At 69.9% G+C, this 15,918-nt stretch carries 13 protein-coding genes and 1 pseudogene; 4 read left to right on the top strand and 10 right to left on the bottom strand.

Annotated features, from left to right (window positions below):
• The first annotated feature begins 128 nt into the window (after positions 1-128).
• Positions 129-1,085: a glutathione synthase gene (gshB, locus tag FF100_RS25845; RefSeq protein ID WP_139038636.1), complete on the top strand. Its 957-nt coding sequence runs from the start codon at positions 129-131 to the stop codon at positions 1,083-1,085.
• A 23-nt stretch (positions 1,086-1,108) separates the two neighbouring features.
• Here gshB and FF100_RS25840 read toward each other — a convergent pair whose 3' ends face one another.
• The 3 genes from FF100_RS25840 to FF100_RS25830 all read right to left on the bottom strand — a co-directional run bounded on the left by FF100_RS25840 (position 1,109) and on the right by FF100_RS25830 (position 3,448).
• Complete coding sequence (locus tag FF100_RS25840) at positions 1,109-2,269, bottom strand: AI-2E family transporter (protein WP_139038635.1); 1,161 nt, start codon at positions 2,267-2,269, stop codon at positions 1,109-1,111.
• 92 nt (positions 2,270-2,361) lie between these two features.
• Positions 2,362-2,796 carry a hypothetical protein gene (locus FF100_RS25835; protein ID WP_139038634.1) on the bottom strand — a complete coding sequence of 145 codons (435 nt, stop codon included), beginning with the start codon at positions 2,794-2,796 and terminating at the stop codon, positions 2,362-2,364.
• Positions 2,797-2,992: 196 nt separating this feature from the next.
• Positions 2,993-3,448 carry a molybdenum cofactor biosynthesis protein MoaE gene (locus FF100_RS25830; protein WP_139038633.1) on the bottom strand — a complete coding sequence of 152 codons (456 nt, stop codon included), beginning with the start codon at positions 3,446-3,448 and terminating at the stop codon, positions 2,993-2,995.
• A gap of 147 nt (positions 3,449-3,595) precedes the next feature.
• On the opposite strand from FF100_RS25830, the gene FF100_RS25825 reads away from it, so the two are divergent.
• Positions 3,596-4,612, top strand: a complete 1,017-nt coding sequence (locus FF100_RS25825; protein ID WP_139038632.1) for a gamma carbonic anhydrase family protein — start codon at positions 3,596-3,598, stop codon at positions 4,610-4,612.
• A 246-nt stretch (positions 4,613-4,858) separates the two neighbouring features.
• Here the strand turns inward: FF100_RS25825 and FF100_RS25820 are convergent, their stop codons facing one another.
• The 4 genes from FF100_RS25820 to FF100_RS25805 all read right to left on the bottom strand — a co-directional run bounded on the left by FF100_RS25820 (position 4,859) and on the right by FF100_RS25805 (position 9,467).
• Positions 4,859-7,000 (bottom strand): methyl-accepting chemotaxis protein, encoded by a 2,142-nt coding sequence (locus FF100_RS25820; protein WP_246102366.1) that lies wholly within the window; start codon positions 6,998-7,000, stop codon positions 4,859-4,861.
• Between the two features lie 20 nt (positions 7,001-7,020).
• Entirely contained in the window at positions 7,021-7,401 is a 381-nt protein-coding gene (locus FF100_RS25815; protein WP_205825012.1) for a hypothetical protein, read from the bottom strand.
• 614 nt (positions 7,402-8,015) lie between these two features.
• Positions 8,016-8,594 (bottom strand): FMN reductase, encoded by a 579-nt coding sequence (gene msuE, locus FF100_RS25810; protein WP_139038630.1) that lies wholly within the window; start codon positions 8,592-8,594, stop codon positions 8,016-8,018.
• Positions 8,595-8,750: 156 nt separating this feature from the next.
• A complete protein-coding gene (locus FF100_RS25805; RefSeq protein WP_139038629.1) occupies positions 8,751-9,467 on the bottom strand; it encodes an HAD family hydrolase in 717 nt (238 codons plus the stop codon).
• Positions 9,468-9,639: 172 nt separating this feature from the next.
• Here FF100_RS25805 and FF100_RS25800 point away from each other — a divergent pair, with 172 nt between their 5' ends.
• Positions 9,640-9,960 (top strand): PetM family of cytochrome b6f complex subunit 7, encoded by a 321-nt coding sequence (locus FF100_RS25800; protein WP_139038628.1) that lies wholly within the window; start codon positions 9,640-9,642, stop codon positions 9,958-9,960.
• A 45-nt stretch (positions 9,961-10,005) separates the two neighbouring features.
• Positions 10,006-11,052, top strand: a complete 1,047-nt coding sequence (locus FF100_RS25795; protein WP_139038627.1) for a YeiH family protein — start codon at positions 10,006-10,008, stop codon at positions 11,050-11,052.
• A 132-nt stretch (positions 11,053-11,184) separates the two neighbouring features.
• Here the strand turns inward: FF100_RS25795 and FF100_RS25790 are convergent, their stop codons facing one another.
• The 3 genes and pseudogenes from FF100_RS25790 to FF100_RS37300 all read right to left on the bottom strand — a co-directional run.
• Positions 11,185-12,546 carry a TadE/TadG family type IV pilus assembly protein gene (locus FF100_RS25790; protein WP_139038691.1) on the bottom strand — a complete coding sequence of 454 codons (1,362 nt, stop codon included), beginning with the start codon at positions 12,544-12,546 and terminating at the stop codon, positions 11,185-11,187.
• A gap of 1,065 nt (positions 12,547-13,611) precedes the next feature.
• Complete coding sequence (locus FF100_RS25780; protein ID WP_139038626.1) at positions 13,612-15,558, bottom strand: L,D-transpeptidase family protein; 1,947 nt, start codon at positions 15,556-15,558, stop codon at positions 13,612-13,614.
• A gap of 68 nt (positions 15,559-15,626) precedes the next feature.
• A pseudogene (locus tag FF100_RS37300) lies at positions 15,627-15,918 on the bottom strand (TetR/AcrR family transcriptional regulator); the annotation flags it as partial.

Raw genomic sequence — 15,918 nt, 5'->3', positions numbered from 1 at the left:
CCCTCATGGGCGTTTCCTCCCTCGACTTGGGGCCCCGCCGCACCCGCGCGCGGGGCCTTCCTTGTCGGGGACCGTTGCCATCGGCCGCGGCCCGCCCGATAACCCGGGCGACCGGAGATACCCCCGACATGGCCCTCACCGTCGCGGTCCAGATGGACCCGATCCAGGCGATCCGCATCGCCGGCGACACCACCTTCTCGCTGCTGCTGGAAGCGCAGGCCCGCGGCCACACGCTGCTGCACTACACGCCCGACCGGCTCTCGATGCGCGACGGGCGCGTCACCGCCTGGGCCGAGCCCCTGCGGGTGCAGGACGTCGAGGGCGATCATGCCCATCTCGGCGCCCAGGAGCGGGTCGATCTCGCCACGGTCGACGTGGTGCTGATGCGGCAGGACCCGCCCTTCGACCTCGCCTACATCACGGCGACGCACCTGCTCGAGCGGATCCACCCGCAGACGCTGGTGGTGAACAACCCGTTCGAGGTGCGCAACGCCCCCGAGAAGCTGTTCGTCACCGCCTATCCGGAGCTGATGCCCCCGACCCTGATCACCCGCGACAAGCGCGAGATCGAGGCGTTCCGGGCCGAGCACGGTGCCGTGGTGATGAAGCCGCTGCACGGCCATGGCGGCGCGGCGGTGCTGCGGGTGCTGCCGGACGACCCGAATTTCGGCTCGATGTTCGACCTGTTCTCGGTCACCTTCCGGGAGCCCTGGGTGGTGCAGCGCTTCCTGCCGCGGATCACCGAGGGCGACAAGCGCATCATCCTGGTCGACGGCGAGCCGCTCGGGGCCGTCAACCGGGTGCCGGCGGCCAACGACATCCGCTCCAACATGGTGCGGGGCGGCACCGGCGGCGCGACGGCCCTCACCCCGCGCGAGCGGGAGATCTGCGAGGCGATCGGCCCCGAGCTGCGCCGCCGCGGCCTGATCCTGGTCGGCATCGACGTGATCGACGGCAACCTGACCGAGATCAACGTCACCTCGCCGACCGGCATCCGGGTGATCAAGCGCCTTGGCGGCCCCGACCTCGCGGTGGCGGTCTGGGACGCGATCGAGGCCAAGGTGACGAAGCCGCAGAGCGCCTGACGAGCCCGGCGGGGAGGACGGTCTCAGCCCGCATCCTCCCCCAGCGTGTCCTCGATGTAGAGCCGGTCGAGCAGCACCTTGGCGACCGCCATCAGGGACAGCGCCAGGGCGACGCCCCAGAGGCCGAACAGCACGCCGAGCAGGATCTGCCCGGCGAACAGCGTGGCGGGCGGGATGTCGAGCGCCCGCTTCTGCACGAAGGGCGTCAGCACGTAGCTCTCCAGGGTCTGGACCAGCAGGTACACGCACAGGCCCGCGATCACCCCCTTGAGCCCCGAGGCCAGGGAGGCGAGCACGATGATGATGCCGGCGACGAGCGCGCCGATGGTCGGGATGAAGCAGAGGAGGCCGGCCTGGAGCCCGAGCACCAGGGCCCCGTCGATGCCGACCAGCGTCAGCCCGAGCCAGACGCAGACGAAGATCGCCGCCATCACGACGAGCTGCCCGAACAGCCAGTGGCGCAGGGTGATGCCGATGTCGTCGGCGACGGAGGCCGCGTGGGTGCGGTGGCGCGAGGGCACGAAGCGCAGGAGCCCGTCGCGGTAGGTCCGCGGATCGGCCGCCACGAACAGGCCGAGCACCACGACGATGAACACGTTGCCGATGGCGCCGAACACCGCCAGCGCCACCGTCGAGGCCTGGCCGAGCACGCTGCCGGCGCCCGACAGGAGCGTGCCGGGGCTCGGCAGGCCGCCGGCCGCGGGGGCGTTGCGCTGCCCGTCCTCCGACCCGCCGCCGCCCGGCTGCGATGCCGCATCCTTGAGCTTGCCGAAATCGAGGAAGCGGGTGTCGATGCCGCGTGCGTCGAGCCAGGACTTCACGGTGCCGGATTGCTGCTTCAGCGTCTGGCCCAGGCGCTCGGCCTGGGAGGCCACGGTGGCGCCGCCGAGGCCGACCATGCCGAGCACGAGGATCGTCAGCAGCACGCTCACGATCGCGAGCCGGAACCCGTGCCCTAGCGGGACGACCCGGCCGAGATAGTGCGTGAGCCCGTCGAGGAAGACCGCGAACAGGATGCCGGCGAAGATCAGCAGCAGCGTGTCGGCCGAGCGCCAGGCCAGCAGCATCGCGGCGGTGAAGACCACGACGCCGATGCCGGCGAGGGCGAGCGAGCGGGTGCTGCCGCCCCGGATCGGGCGGGCTGCGTCCTGGCCGAGGCCGGCCTGGGATGGGGAAACGGGCATGTCCGAGGATCTCTCCGCCGGCGGCGCGGGCCGCCTTCCGCCGGAGAGATAGCCGCCCGCGGCCGTTCGGCGACCGCTGGGTTCCGGATGCTCTATCCCTGCTCGCGCCGGCGCCGCACGCCGGCGAGCACGGCGGGATGCGCCGAGGTCTTCCAGTCGGCGGTCGCCTCGGGCGGATCGACGGCGATGGGCTTGGGAAGAGCCAGCGTCGGGGCCGGGCGCCGGGGCGCCCAATCCTTTATGTCCCAGTCCTCGACCTCGATGACCTCGACGACGGGCGGCCGCCGCGGGGCCGCCTTCCGGCGCACGGGCTGGGCCGGGCGCCCGCCGACCATGCGCAGCAGCGCCCAGCCGATGAACCCGCCCCAGGCGAGCAGCAGGCCCCCGGGCGTCGGCCGCTCGGAGATCAGGAGGGTGCCGAGCCCGATCAGCGCGCAGGCAACCGCGAGGTTGCGCGCGCTGAGCGGGTCGAAGGGCAGCGGATCGGCCGGGTGGGGATCGCGGGAAGTGTGGTGGTCGCGGGGCATGGCGCGATCCTGCCGCAGGCCGGTCAGCGATTCCTCAGCCCGATTGCTCGAATTGTCGGTAATCCCCGTTTCACACGGATCACGCGAGATCCGGCCGGTTGCTGCGCGACGCCGGTCGGCGTCGCTCCTGCGCCGCGCCGGTTGGCACTACCGTGACCGCACGGAATCGCCCGGACGCCGCCTCGCCTCTGACCGATCACCAGCGCGCCGCCGCCGCCGCGTCGTGCTCCATCGCCTCGACCCAGCCGCCGAGGGTGCCGTCGGCGCGATGCTCGCGCTTCCAGAACGGGGCGCGGGTCTTGAGGTAGTCCATCAGGAAGCTCGCGGCCTCGAAGGCGGCGTTGCGGTGGGCGGAGGCCGCCAGCACCAGCACGATGCCCTCGCCCGGGCGGACGAGGCCGTGGCGGTGGATCGCCACCGCACCCTGGAGCGGCCAGCGCGACGCCGCCTCGGCGAGCACCCGGCCGATCTCGGCTTCGGCCATGCCCGGGTAATGCTCGAGCTCGAGGGCGGAGAGCTGCCCGTCCTCGTCGCGGCACAGGCCGGTGAAGCTCACGATGGCGCCCGCCCGCCCGCCGAGCTCCGCCGTGAGGGCGGCGATCTCGGCCGCGACGTCGAAGGGCTCGGACTGGATCGAGAGGCGAGGAGTCATGACGGGTCCATGCTGCGGGGCTGGCGGCGTCTTAGCACGAAGCGCCTCGGCCGGAGAGCCGGGGCTGTTGCGGTCGGCAGAACGGCGTAGATGTGGAGTCTCGCGGAATCGCTCGCCATTACGGCAGGCCGGACGGAGGAACGCCCCATGACCCCCGACCTCCTCCTCCCCTACGACGACACCGATCCGGCTTTCGCGGCCCGGCCGGTCTGGTGCGGCCGCGGCAGCACGGTGATCGGGCGGGCGAGCCTCGGGGCGCAAGCCTGGCTCGGCGACGAGTCGGTGATCCGCGCCGACGGGCACGACATCGTGGTCGGCGACCGGTTCTGGCTCGGCGCCCGCTCGACCCTGCACATCGCGGCCGAGATCTATCCCTGCATCATCGGCGACCGGGTCACCGTCGGCCGCGACGCGGTGGTCCATGCCTGCACGGTCGGCGACGATTGCGTGATCGAGGAGGCCTGCACGATCCTCGACGGCTCGCTGGTCGAGGACGGGGTGCTGCTGGAGGCCGGCAGCACGGTCTTTCCCCGCACCACCCTGCCGTCGGGCTTCGTCTGCGCCGGCAGCCCGGCCCGGCCGGTGCGGGCGCTCGCCCCGGGCGAATTGGCCGAGCGGGCCGAGCGCCTGCGCGAGGCCGCCGCCAGCGAGCCGGTCCTGGCCCCGGGGGACGACCTCGTGCCGGATCCCGCGGTGTTCGTCGCCCGCACCGCGCGCCTGCGTGGCCGGATCGGCCTGGCGCCGGGGGCGAGCGTGTTCTTCTCCTGCCTGCTCGAAGCCGCAGCGGGGCCGATCGTGATCGGGGCGAACGTCAACGTGCAGGACAATTGCGCGCTCCACACCCGGGCCGACGGTCTGGTGATCGAGCGCGACACCACGCTCGGCCACAACGTCCACGCCGCCGACGGGCGCATCGGCCCGAACTGCCTCATCGGCATGGGCGCGCGGCTGAGCCCCGGCACGGTGGTGGAAGCGGACGTGCTCCTCGCCGCCGGCAGCGCCACCGATCCGGGGCAGGTGCTGGATTCCGGCTGGCTCTGGGGCGGCCGCCCGGCGCGGCCCCTGTCGCGGCTCGATGCGGAGCGGCGGGCGATGATGGCGCGGACGGTGGCGGGCTACGCGGCGTATGGGCGGGCCTATCGCAGGTTGCAGGCGCAGCTCTAGGGTCTCATACCCCCGCGCCGTGGCATCGACACGTCGCTGCCACGGCGTCCGACGCATCGGCGCCCGTTCGGGCTTGCCTTGCGCCGTCGAACGGATCCGTTCGACGGCGCGGCGGCATCAGTCCCCTCAAAGCTTGGCCGTGCCAACGGCTGCTGAGCGTGGGAAGCAGGCCCAGCCCCTCTCCCTGGAAAGCGGACCCTCTGCATCCTGCACCGGTGGCGGTGATCCGCCACCGGCCTGTCTCGATCACGCTGCGCGCACGGTGGCAAGGAAGCGATCGACTTCGACGCCAAGTTGCTCCGATTGCCGGGACAGCTCGGATGCCGCCGACAGCACTTGGCAGGCCGCCGCGCCCGTCTCCTCCGACGCCTGCGCCACTCCGGCGATGTTGCCGGTCACCTCGGTGGTGCCGGTCGAGGCCTGGGCGACGTTTCGCACGATCTCCTGGGTCGCGGCGCCCTGCTGCTCGACCGCCGCGGCGATCGAGGTCGCCACACCGGAGATCTCCTCGATCCGCACCGTGATCTTGCCGATCGCGCCGGCCGCCTGACCCGTGGAGGCCTGGATCGCCGCGATCTGGCTGGTGATCTCCTCGGTGGCCTTGGCGGTCTGGCCGGCGAGTTCCTTCACCTCGGCGGCGACCACCGCGAAGCCGCGGCCCGCCGCTCCCGCGCGGGCGGCCTCGATGGTGGCGTTGAGCGCCAGAAGGTTGGTCTGCGCGGCGATCGAGGAGATCAGCCCAACGACGTCGCCGATGCGCGCCGTGGCCTCGGTCAGCGCCCGGACCTGATGCGCGGTCTCGCCGGCCTCGATCACCGCGGCCTTGGCGAGACGGGCCGAGCCGTCGACCTGGCGGCCGATCTCCTGCACCGAGGCCCCGAGTTCCTCCGCTGCGGCGGCCACGGTGTTGACGTTGGAGGCGGCTTGGTCGGCCGCCGCCGCCACGGCAGTGGATTGGCTGGCGGTTTCCTGGGCGGTGGCAGTCATCTGCTGGGCGGTGGCCTGCAGCTCGGTGGCCGCGGACGAGACCATGCCGACGATGCCGCCAACAGCCTGCTCGAACGTGTCCGCCAAACGGATCATGACGTTCTTGCGCTCCGCAGCCGCGGCCGCGCGATGGTCTTGCGCCTCGCGTTCCAGCATCGCATTGCGGATCATCTGATCTTTGAAAATCTGGATGGCGGCGGACATCCGTCCGATTTCGTCACGGCGCTCTCGATAGGCGATCTCGGCATTCATGTCGCCGTTCGAGATCCGGGACAACGTCCTGGTGATGACCTGGATCGGATTAAACAGACGGCGTTGCAGGAGCACGATGCCAAACGCGATCAGGATTGCGACGGCAGTAAACATCCCGGCGCTCCATACGAAAGTCTCCTTTGCAGTCTTGCTTTGATCCTTGGCGAATTCCACGACAACGTTCATCGATATGCTGGCGACATCGGTGACCGAATTGATCGCCGGGATCAGCATCCGAAGCCAGGTCGAAAATTCCATGGCTGGCATCTTATCGGACGTAATATCCGAGATGATGCGCTGCTGGATCTCGGAAAATTCCTTGCCGAAATAAGCGTTCGTCGCGAAGGCGACCGCCTTCTCGACTTTACTGGGCAGCCCATCAAAAGAAGCGACGTAATTCGTGCGATCCCAGAAGGATTTTGTCTGGCCTTGGATGAAGACAATCTTGTCCTTTTGTGCTTTGGTAAGCCACTTGCCGCTGGTGTAGGGGCCGTGCGCAATCTCCCACACGGACCCGCCGATGCTGCGGGACTGCCATGCCAATTGCTTGATCTCGGTCAGGCGCGCCGCGAGCGGATTGCTGTCGCTGATGTCGCGGTCCAGGGCACTCGACAGGGCTTCGAGCGACGACATCATTTTCGTTCCGACCGACAGCATGGTCGGGCCAACCGAGAGGTCTCGCTGCTCGCGTGGCTTGGCGTAACTCTGATCCAGATCCTGGCGAACCTTCTTCAATTCGCTGTACGTTTTGAAGAAGTTGTTCAACAGGCTCGACTTGTTCTCGCCGTCAATGCCTTTGGCCAGATCCTGAACCCGGTTGAAACCCGCGTCCACGGTCTGGCGATTTTGTTGGATCGATTGCCTCGCGCTTTCGAAGGCGCTCCCATCCAGGACGAGCACGTTGGGACTATCCGCCCGCTCGGACAGGAGGCCCTTTTGCACCGTCAGGAGGGCGTCCTCCACTTCAGCGTAACGCTCGACTTCCAAAAAATTCTGATAGGTGTTCCAGGCCGAGATGGCGGAATTGGCACTGTAGATCGCAGCCACCGAACTGATCGATACGATGACGCCAACGGCGAGCGTGCGTATGGATTGGGTGACTGCTTCGAATTTGGAAGCGTGAAACCGTTCAGGCATCGTCGTGGTCATGATTTCCATCCTTCGAAGGATCAACCCACAGGGCGGCGCCCGTGGTGGTTCGTGGCCGCGATGCGGAGCGAGCCGCCCTTGATGCAGGCGAGGGGTCGAAGGTCGTCGTCGATGCCGAAGAAGATCTGGCCGCCACAGGCAGAGCCCTGGCGCAAGCCGCCGAAGGGGTTGGCAGAGTCCTGGCCGGTATAGCTTGCGAGCAGGCTGAAGCTGCTGCCGAGGTGAAGGATGACCGACGGCAGGGTCGGCGGCTGGGGAGCATCCTGGTCAGGCTGTCGCGCGCCAGATCTCGTACGCTCGGCCTGCTCTTGCGTGGCCATCATACTCATGAACGATGTAGCCCCAGCAAAGCTACAGCAATGCACCTTGTCGTCATCGTTCGCACCGATTTTAAGCAGCATACAAACGAATTTACTGCTTGACCTAGCTCAACCTATAATAATTAAAGGTTAATCCATCTCTAACATGCAAATGCTATCGCTTGTGACACGCTCCGTAACAGTAATACGTGGCGATGTAACGTTTTCAAGCATTTTCATGTAACGATTTCATATGTGAAATCGAATAATCGAATCGCATGTAATTCAAGATTATTGTCATGGCGCGTCGGTTTGTATCAAAAGCGAGACGCGCACGTACGCATTGACATAGATGACTTCGAGTAAAACAAAATATCTTTCTGCTGTAATTTGATATATCCACGCATCTTCGAGCATTTGTCCGAAAATTTTTTGAAACACAAATATAAATATCTGGCATCTGGCATCAGGCATAAGAACGAGCCTGCGAGCTTTAATACAAGGCTGACGAACGGTATTTTAAAATATCGGACTGCAATTGAACGAGGATGTGGCGTCTTATTGATACGGCCTCGGCCTCGAAGCAGAAGATCGTAATTCCCCTCGCCCCGGCCGGAGGTTCCCGCCTCGCCCGTCGACCTGCCGACGGGCATTCGGGGCTTCTGCAAGGGGTCGGACGCGGCTCCTCTGCGTATCGGGCCGGTCGGCTTGGGACCCTAGAGCCCCGCCACCGCCCGCCCGCCGCCACCCCGGCGCGCCGCCTCGGCCACATCGAGAAGGTGGCCCAGCTCGCTCGCCGCCGCCGCGACCCGCTCGGCCACCCGGGCGTCGGCCACAACCCCATTCTCGATCTCCGCCTCGCCGGCATAGACCGCGGTCGGCGCGACGTGGGCGGTGAAGAAGCCGAAGAGCGGGCGGAGCTGGTGCTCGACCATCAGGGCGTGGCGCGGGCCGCCGCCGGTCGCGGTGAGCGCCACCGGCTTGCCGGCGAGCGTGGCCGGGTCGAGGAAGTCGATCACGTGCTTGAACAGCCCCGAATAGGAGCCGTTATGCACCGGCGAGCCGACGATCAGCCCGTCCGAGCCCTCGATCGCCTCGATCATGTGGGCGATCGGCAGCGGCAGGGCCTGCCGGGTGGTGGCGCCCAGGCCGGTGCCGATCTCGGCGAGGTCGTAGACCTTCAGGTCGATCGGGCGCCGACGGCCGAGTTCGGCGGCGACCGCCTCCACCAGCGTGCGGGTCCGGGACGGGCGGCGGACGTTGCCCGAGAAGGCGACGATGCGGGCTGGTCTCACGGCGGGCTCCGGTTGGCGGGGGAGGGGGCTTGGGGAGAGGGGCCTTGAGGGAGGGGCCTGGGCGGGACGGTCTCGCGGGCCGGTCGCGTCCGCCCCGGAATGGGCCGGGCGGACGCGGGAGGTCAATGCGAAACCGGTGCCAGGGCTCCCTGTCCCTTAACGGGACGCGTCGTCCCGGATCCCCGAATGGTCCCACGCCTCCAGAAGATGGGGCAGCTGGGAGAATGCGTCGAAGACCCGGACGGCTCCTGCGGCCAAAAGGTCCGCCCCGGCCCGGTCATGAGCCCAGTGGCCGCCGCCGCAGAAGCCGAGGACCGGGATCCCGGCGGCCCGCGCCGCGGTGACGCCCGGCACGCTGTCCTCGATCACCACGCACGCCGCCGGATCCACCGCCATCTGCCCGGCAGCGTAGAGGAACAGGTCCGGGAAGGGTTTTCCCCGCGCCACCATGCTGGCGCTGAAGACGTGGCCGTCGAAATGGCGCAGGAGCCCGGTGAGCGTGAGCGCGTGGCGCAGCCGCTGCGGGTCGCTGCTCGAGGCGACGCACCGCCGCGTCGTCATGGTCTCCAGCACCGCGGCGACGCCCGCGATGGCCTGCAACTCGGCGTCGAAGGCCCGCAGGGTGTCCGCCCGCACCGCATCGACGAAGCCCTCGGGCGTCGGCACGCCGTAATCGGTGGCGATGTGGGCCATGATCGAGGTCATGCTGGTGCCGGTGAAGCGCCGCGCGACCGTGTCGAGATCGATCGGCACGCCGATGCGCTGCAGGTTCTCGGTCAGGCGCGCGAGGCTGATCGGCTCGCTGTCGACCAGCACGCCGTCGCAGTCGAAGATCACCAGCTCCGGCCGTGCCCTGCCCGTCCTGCCGTTCATGCCGCTCCCCTTACGTGGTCGCGAGCGCCGTGGCATGGCGGGGGGCGTGGGATCAACCCGCCACGGTGCCGCGCTCAAGCTTGTGTCACGGCCCGCAACTCCTTGCGCCGGCAGGGGCCTCTCTCTACTCAGGGGCCCGCGCGTCCCGCAGGGGCGCGGTCCGGAGCCCTGGATGATCCGCTTCCTGTGCCGCTGCCTCGGCCTTCTGTTCCTCGCCGCCGGCTTCGTCGGGATCGTCTATGACGGCGCCCGCTCGATCGCCAACGACGCCGTGCTCGTCACCTCGGTCAGCGACGTCGCGGCGGCGCTGATGAAGGACCGGGCCGCGAGCCTGCAGGCGATGGCCGAGGGCGGGCAGCCGATGCTGTGGAAGATGCTCGGCCTGCCGTTCACCCTGTCTCCGGCCGCGCCCGTCGCCCTGGTCCTCGGCCTCGCGCTGCTCTGGCTCGGCCAGCCGTCGCGGCCCGGCATCGGCACGGGCTTCCGCCCGTGAGCCCCGGCACCCCGCGTTCGATCTCTCCGATGAGCATGCCCGGCGATGCGGCCTGACACGATGGGGCGCACCGCGATCGCGGTGCTGCCCGGCCTCACCCTCTGCGTCGCCGTGACGGCGGCGGCGACCCTGGTCCAGGCGGCGGAGGAGCATCTCGTCCACCACCCCTACGTCGAGGCGCTGGTGATCGCGATCCTCGCCGGCATCGCGATCCGCTCGGTCTGGGAGCCGGGGCCGCGCTGGCGCATCGGCATCGCCTTCAGCGCCAAGCAGCTGCTCGAGGTCGCGGTGATGCTGCTCGGCGCCTCGATCAGCCTCAAGGCCCTGGTCGCCTCGGGGCCGGCGCTGCTCTCCGGCATCGTCGCCACCGTGGTGATCGCGCTGATCGCCAGCTACGCCATCGGCCGCCTCCTCGGCCTGCCGGCCCGGATGTCGATCCTGATCGCCTGCGGCAACGCCATCTGCGGCAACTCGGCCATCGCGGCGGTCGCGCCGGTGATCGGGGCGAGCGGCGACGATGTCGCCTCCTCGATCGCCTTCACGGCGATCCTCGGCGTGCTGGTGGTGCTCGGCCTGCCGCTCCTGATCCCGCTGCTCGGCACCAACCCGACCGAGTACGGCGTGCTCGCCGGCCTCACGGTCTACGCGGTGCCGCAGGTGCTCGCCGCCACCGTGCCGGTGAGCCTCGTCAGCACCCAGGTCGGCACGCTGGTCAAGCTCGTGCGGGTGCTGATGCTCGGCCCCGTGGTGCTCGGCCTGTCGCTCGTCGCCCCGTACCTGCGCGACGAGCCCGGCGCCCCGGCCGGGGCGCGCAGGACGCTTGGCTTCTTCAAGCTGGTGCCGTGGTTCATCCTCGGCTTCTTGAGCCTCGCCGCCGCCCGGTCGCTCGGCCTCGTGCCCGACGCGGCACTGGCGCCGCTCACCCGCACCGCCGGCATCCTGACGGTGATCGCCATGGCGGCCCTCGGCCTCGGCGTCGACGTGCGGGTGGTGGCCCGGGTCGGCGCCCGGGTGACGCTGGCGGTCACCGCCTCCCTGGCGGTGCTGCTCCTCGTCAGCATCGCGCTGGTGCGGGGATTGGGGATCTCGTGAGGCGGGGCCCGCGGGGTTTGGGTTCGTGCGACGGACCTGACCTCCTTCCTGTCATCCCGGGCGTCCGCTGCCGTGGCTCCGGAACGACGAGGGAGGATGTGACGACCTGTCGGCGCGAGCCGTCGTCGATCCTCAGCTCCTGAGCGACGCCGTCCCCGATTTCGGCCCCACCCCGTCCGGTACCGGCACCGAGGTCGCGCCGTAATTCGCGTTGAGGTGGAGGTTCGGCCCCTCATAGAGGTTGATCTGCCGGGCGACGATCACCGTATAGGCCGATTGGTCGGCGACCGGGCGGCTGCTGTCGATGATGAGCCGGCCCGCCGGCAGGTAGATCGTTCCCAGCATCGTGCGGGCGTTGTCGCTGATGATGCGGTATTCGCGCATCGCCTTGCCGCCTCCCGGCGGGGGCGGCGGCGGGGGCGTGACGACGAGGTCGATCGGGACCGGGATCGGATCCAGGACGGTCCGCTGCTCGGCCATCAGCAGGCCCGCCATCACGCCGCTCGTCGGTGCGGTCAGGCTGATCGTGGTATCCTTGTCGAGGAGCATCCCGCCCCTGTCGCCGGTGAAGAAGAACCCGACGCCCTGGCCCGACAGGCTCGCCCGCTTGTCGACGATCAGCGGCCCGTCCTTCATCACGTAGGTGCCGGGGCGCAAGCTGACGCTGGCGTTATCCGTGACGCGCAGGCCGCCGCAATAGGTGCCGGGGTCGAGGGTGACGTTCCCGGTCACCATGTTGATCGGGCCGGGCGGCGGCCTCTTCCCAGTGGGATTGGCGTAGGGGCTCAGGATCACGCAGTTCACGTCCGGGCTCGGCAGCGGACGGTCCTTGAGCGGATCGCCGATCGGCGCGCAGTCGGTGACCGGGGCCGGGGTGAACAGCGCCTTCGACCCGTCGAAGCCGCCCGCCGAGCAGATCGAGAGGGCGCGAGCGGTCGCGCTGTCCTTGCCCAGGATGCCGCTCGGGCTCGTGGAATTCGAGTAGAGCGAGCAGCCCTCGGCGGTGACCTGGGCCCGCTTCTCCAGGTCGAACGCCCCCTTGGCCGAGGGGTCGAGGGCGAGCAGGCACAGGCGCACCGAGCCGACGAGCTGCGCCGTCGCGCGCACGATCAGGGTGGTGGAGGGCAGGCTGAGCAGCTTGCCCATCAGCGAGGGCACCGTCTCCTCGACGACGGTCGAGACCGAGCTGCGCGGCGTCCCGACCTCCGCGGTGATCCGGCTGCTGCGGTCGACCGGGGTGCGCGCCTGCCCCTCGATCGTCTGCCGGGTGATGCTGGTCACCGAGGCATCGTCGGAATTGGCGAGCTTGAGCAGGGTGGCGCCGGCCAGCGCCCCGGCATCGGCGGCGCTCTGCAGCTGCGCCTTGCGGTAGAGCAGGCGGCTGTACTCCACCGCGGCGCTCACCGCGCCGAGCAGGATCGGGAGCGCCACCGCGAAGGCGATCAGGACGGTTCCGCTGCGGTCGTGCGGGAAGCGCCGGAGCAGGGCGGTCATCGATGACGGCCCGCCGCGTTCAGGACGCTGACGGGTGATGTGGGGCTTCATGCTCGCCGCGGGCCTGCTCGCTGGGGCATGCGCATGCGCGGGAGGCGCGGCATGGCATGGTATAACAAGCGGAGCTAGAAGCCGCAGCCTATAACAATTGATGAAAAAGCCGTCCGATGGAACAATCGTCCCCGTGTCGGAGGTTGTGGTTACGGAGTCGCCGGCCCGCATGGCCGCGCAGGGCGGTACGCCTCGCTCGAAGGCGGTGGTGATCGTCCCGATCGGCAGGAACAACGTGCGGCCGTCCTGCTGGTCCCCGACGAATTCGGCGCCGTGGAGAGCCAAATGCTTGGCTGCCGCGCTCCTCGCATGCACCACGACGGCTCCGATGCTCCGCAAGGCGAGCGTGACCCAGCGCGGGGCATTGGCGAGACGGGCGTCCCCGATGCCCTCGCCGGCCGATCACCGAGACGGGGATCGTGTCCGGCGCGGCGCCGCGCAGCTTGCCCGGGGCGGCCATCCGCTTCACCGAGCGGGTCGAGATGCAGAGCAGGGCGACGACCCGGTCGCCGTCGCAAGCGACGCAGATGCGTGAGAAGCGGCTCTCGGTCCTGAGCGCACGATCGCGCAGTCGATCATCCGGAGCGGGCTTGCCACAGGCGAAACCGGGCGGGTTGTGCTGGGCGGCGAGAGGCGTCGGGGCCGTCAGCGACGGTCCGGGACCCGCCGGCTCACCCGCGATCCGCCCCTTATACCCTCGCGCCGTGGCATCGACGCGTCGATGCCACGGCGTCCGGCGCATCAGCGCCGGCGCCCGTTCGGGCTTAGCCAGCGCCGTCGAACGGATCCGTTCGACGGCGCGGCGGTATTATCGCCGCCATGTCCAGAACGAACAGGCGCTGGCCGAGGAGGACATCGATGACGCGAGGTCGCGCGCCCGCGATCATGAAGCCGGTGCGTGTCCTCCCCAGCCCTGTCGCCGCCCCGCCGATGAGCCGGCGGGGGTGATGGCGGCGGGATGGAGCGTGAGCCTGCCAATCCACGTCATCGATAGGCGGCCCGCGCCGCGCCGGATCAGGTCGGCGGCACGGCGGTCCGGCGCTCGGCGGACGGGGCGGCCTTGGGCGCCGCCTGGGCCGGCTTCGCAACGGGCTTCGGGGCGGGCTTTGTCTCGGCGGTGCCCCCTTGTGGCGTGGCAGCCTTGGAAGGGGCGGTCTTCGCCGGGACGGCCGTGGCCGGGACGATCGTGCCCGGGTCCGTGCTCGTCACGTCCGGCTTCGTCGGTGCCGTCTTCACGGCCTTCCTGGGGATCGCCGGCTTGGCGCTGGCCGGCTTGGCGCTGGCCGGCTTGGCGCTCGCCGGATTGGCACTTGCCGGCTTGGCACTCGCCGGCTGGGCGATCGCCCCCGTCACGGCGGGCTCCACCACCGGCTTGCCCGGGTCCTTGCCGGTCTCCCGGCCGCTGTCGAGACCGTACACGTCGTCGCGAAAGTGCACCCGGCCGTCGGGGGTGGCATAGCCGGTGAGGTACACGAAGGTCACCGGGACAGGCTTCGCCAGCTTGATGTCGCGGCGCTCGCCGGTGGCGATGCCGGTCTCGATCTCCATCGGGCCCCAGGCCGAGCCGGGGCCGTTCGGACCCGGCGTGCCGTCGAGGAGCCAGCCGACCAGCGCCTTCACGTCGGCGACGCGCACGCAGCCCGAGGAGTGGAAGCGCACGTCGCGGGAGAACAGCGACTTCGACGGCGTGTCGTGCATGTAGACCGCATGCCGGTTCGGCATGTCGATCCGGACTTGGCCGAGCGAGTTGTCGAAGCCCGGATCCTGGCGCAGGGTGTAGTTCACGGCCCGCTCGGTCGACCAGTCGACGGCGGTCGGCTGCACCTCCTGGCCCTGAGCGTCGAGCATGCGGATATGCATCTTGGCGAGGTATCCCGGATCCATGCGCATGTGCGGGATGATGTCCTTCTTGATGAGGGACACCGGCACGGTCCAGGTCGGGTTGAAGTTGATGTTGGTGATCTTCGTCTCGACCGACGGCGAGGCGCGCTCCGGCTTGCCCACCACCGCGACGTAGCGGCGCGCGACGCTGCCGTGATCCACCGCCTCGACGGCGGCCGAGGGAATGTTGACCACGACGTAGCGCTCGCCGAACGGGAAGCTCGATCCGATCAGGCGGTTGGCGGAAGCCGCGAGCTGGCGCTGGCGCACGCTTGCGGGCACGTTGAGGGCGGCGAGCGTCTGGCGGCCGAGGAGCCCGGTCTCCGCCAGGTTGTGCCGCGCCTGGAAGCGCTTGAGGCCTGCGACGAGGCCGGGATCGAGCAGGTCGCCCTCCGGCCCGCCCGGGGCCAGATCCTCGGTGAGGACCAGGTGGCGGCGCAGCGCCGGCACCGCCGGGTTGCGCTCGCCGGGCTTCAGCGTGAGGTCCGCCGGCAGTGGCTGCCAGCCGCCGGCCTCGACCAGCGCCTGGTAGCGCTCCGCCGCCCGCAGGGTGTCGAGGAAGGTCGCCGGCGTCAGGGTCGGGGTGGTATCCTGCGACATCCGCGCGATCACCAGCGGCGGCAGCTCGCGCGAGACTTTCTTCGGAGCGGGCTTGCCGTCCAGGGGCTTGCCGTCCAGGGGCTTGCCGTCCAGGGGCTTGCCGTCCAGGGGCTTGCCGTCCAGGGGCTTGGCCTCGCCCGGCTTGGCCTCGGGGGATCGCGGCTCGCTCGCCCTCGGGGCGGCGCCGGGCTGGATCGGGCCGACGGCGAGCGGCGTCGCCCCGTGCGGCAGCGGCTCGGGCGCGGTCGTCACCTCGCGCCGGGCGGGCTCCACCGATGCCGGCGGCATGGGCGCAACCGGTGCGGTCACACCTTGCCCCTGAACGCCCTGCGATGGGCCTGCTTGCGCCTGGGGCTGGCCCGGCACCGGTGCGGGCGGCAGCAGGGCGCCGGGCTCGACGGCCGCCGCGAGGCCGGTGCCGAGCACCCAGGCCAGGAAAGCCGCCGAGGGCAGGCACGGAAACGCAACACGCAACACCATCACCGGCCTCGGACAAGGACGCCCCCCAGGATGGTCACGCCAGGGTTACCAAAAGCCTGCGGCCCGACTCACGGATCGGTGAGCGCACGGCGCGCCGCCGCCAGGATCTCGTCCGACAGGGCGGGGTCGTCCACGGCGCGAGCCAGCACCAGGGCACCGACGAGGCTCGACATGGCCGCGAGCGCCGCCGGGCGGTCGCCGTCGGGCAGCGCCTCCTGCATCCGGGCGAGCCGCGTCTCCAGCCCCTCGGTGAAGGCGCGGCGCACCGGCGCCGGCTGGCGCGCCGCCTCGCTCCCGAGGGCCGCCAGCGCGCAGCCGGCGCCCGGCCGGTCGCGGTGGGCTGCCGACAGGTAGGCGGCG

Source organism: Methylobacterium terricola (genome assembly GCF_006151805.1).
Classification (GTDB): domain Bacteria; phylum Pseudomonadota; class Alphaproteobacteria; order Rhizobiales; family Beijerinckiaceae; genus Methylobacterium; species Methylobacterium terricola.
The sequence above is the reverse complement of the archived record's forward strand: the minus strand, read 5'-3'. Positions and strand labels throughout refer to the sequence as shown.

Bases quoted from the DNA above. Each gene is read 5' to 3' on its own strand.
- FF100_RS25825 (WP_139038632.1), top strand. From the start codon at position 3,596: ATGACCCCCGACCTCCTCCTCCCCTACGACGACACCGATCCGGCTTTC.
- gshB (WP_139038636.1), top strand. From the start codon at position 129: ATGGCCCTCACCGTCGCGGTCCAGATGGACCCGATCCAGGCGATCCGC.
- FF100_RS25830 (WP_139038633.1), bottom strand. From the start codon at position 3,448: ATGACTCCTCGCCTCTCGATCCAGTCCGAGCCCTTCGACGTCGCGGCC.
- FF100_RS25800 (WP_139038628.1), top strand. From the start codon at position 9,640: ATGATCCGCTTCCTGTGCCGCTGCCTCGGCCTTCTGTTCCTCGCCGCC.
- FF100_RS25840 (WP_139038635.1), bottom strand. From the start codon at position 2,269: ATGCCCGTTTCCCCATCCCAGGCCGGCCTCGGCCAGGACGCAGCCCGC.
- FF100_RS25805 (WP_139038629.1), bottom strand. From the start codon at position 9,467: ATGAACGGCAGGACGGGCAGGGCACGGCCGGAGCTGGTGATCTTCGAC.
- FF100_RS25820 (WP_246102366.1), bottom strand. From the start codon at position 7,000: ATGACCACGACGATGCCTGAACGGTTTCACGCTTCCAAATTCGAAGCA.
- FF100_RS25815 (WP_205825012.1), bottom strand. From the start codon at position 7,401: ATGCTGCTTAAAATCGGTGCGAACGATGACGACAAGGTGCATTGCTGT.
- FF100_RS25795 (WP_139038627.1), top strand. From the start codon at position 10,006: ATGCGGCCTGACACGATGGGGCGCACCGCGATCGCGGTGCTGCCCGGC.
- FF100_RS25790 (WP_139038691.1), bottom strand. From the start codon at position 12,546: ATGACCGCCCTGCTCCGGCGCTTCCCGCACGACCGCAGCGGAACCGTC.
- FF100_RS25835 (WP_139038634.1), bottom strand. From the start codon at position 2,796: ATGCCCCGCGACCACCACACTTCCCGCGATCCCCACCCGGCCGATCCG.
- FF100_RS25780 (WP_139038626.1), bottom strand. From the start codon at position 15,558: ATGGTGTTGCGTGTTGCGTTTCCGTGCCTGCCCTCGGCGGCTTTCCTG.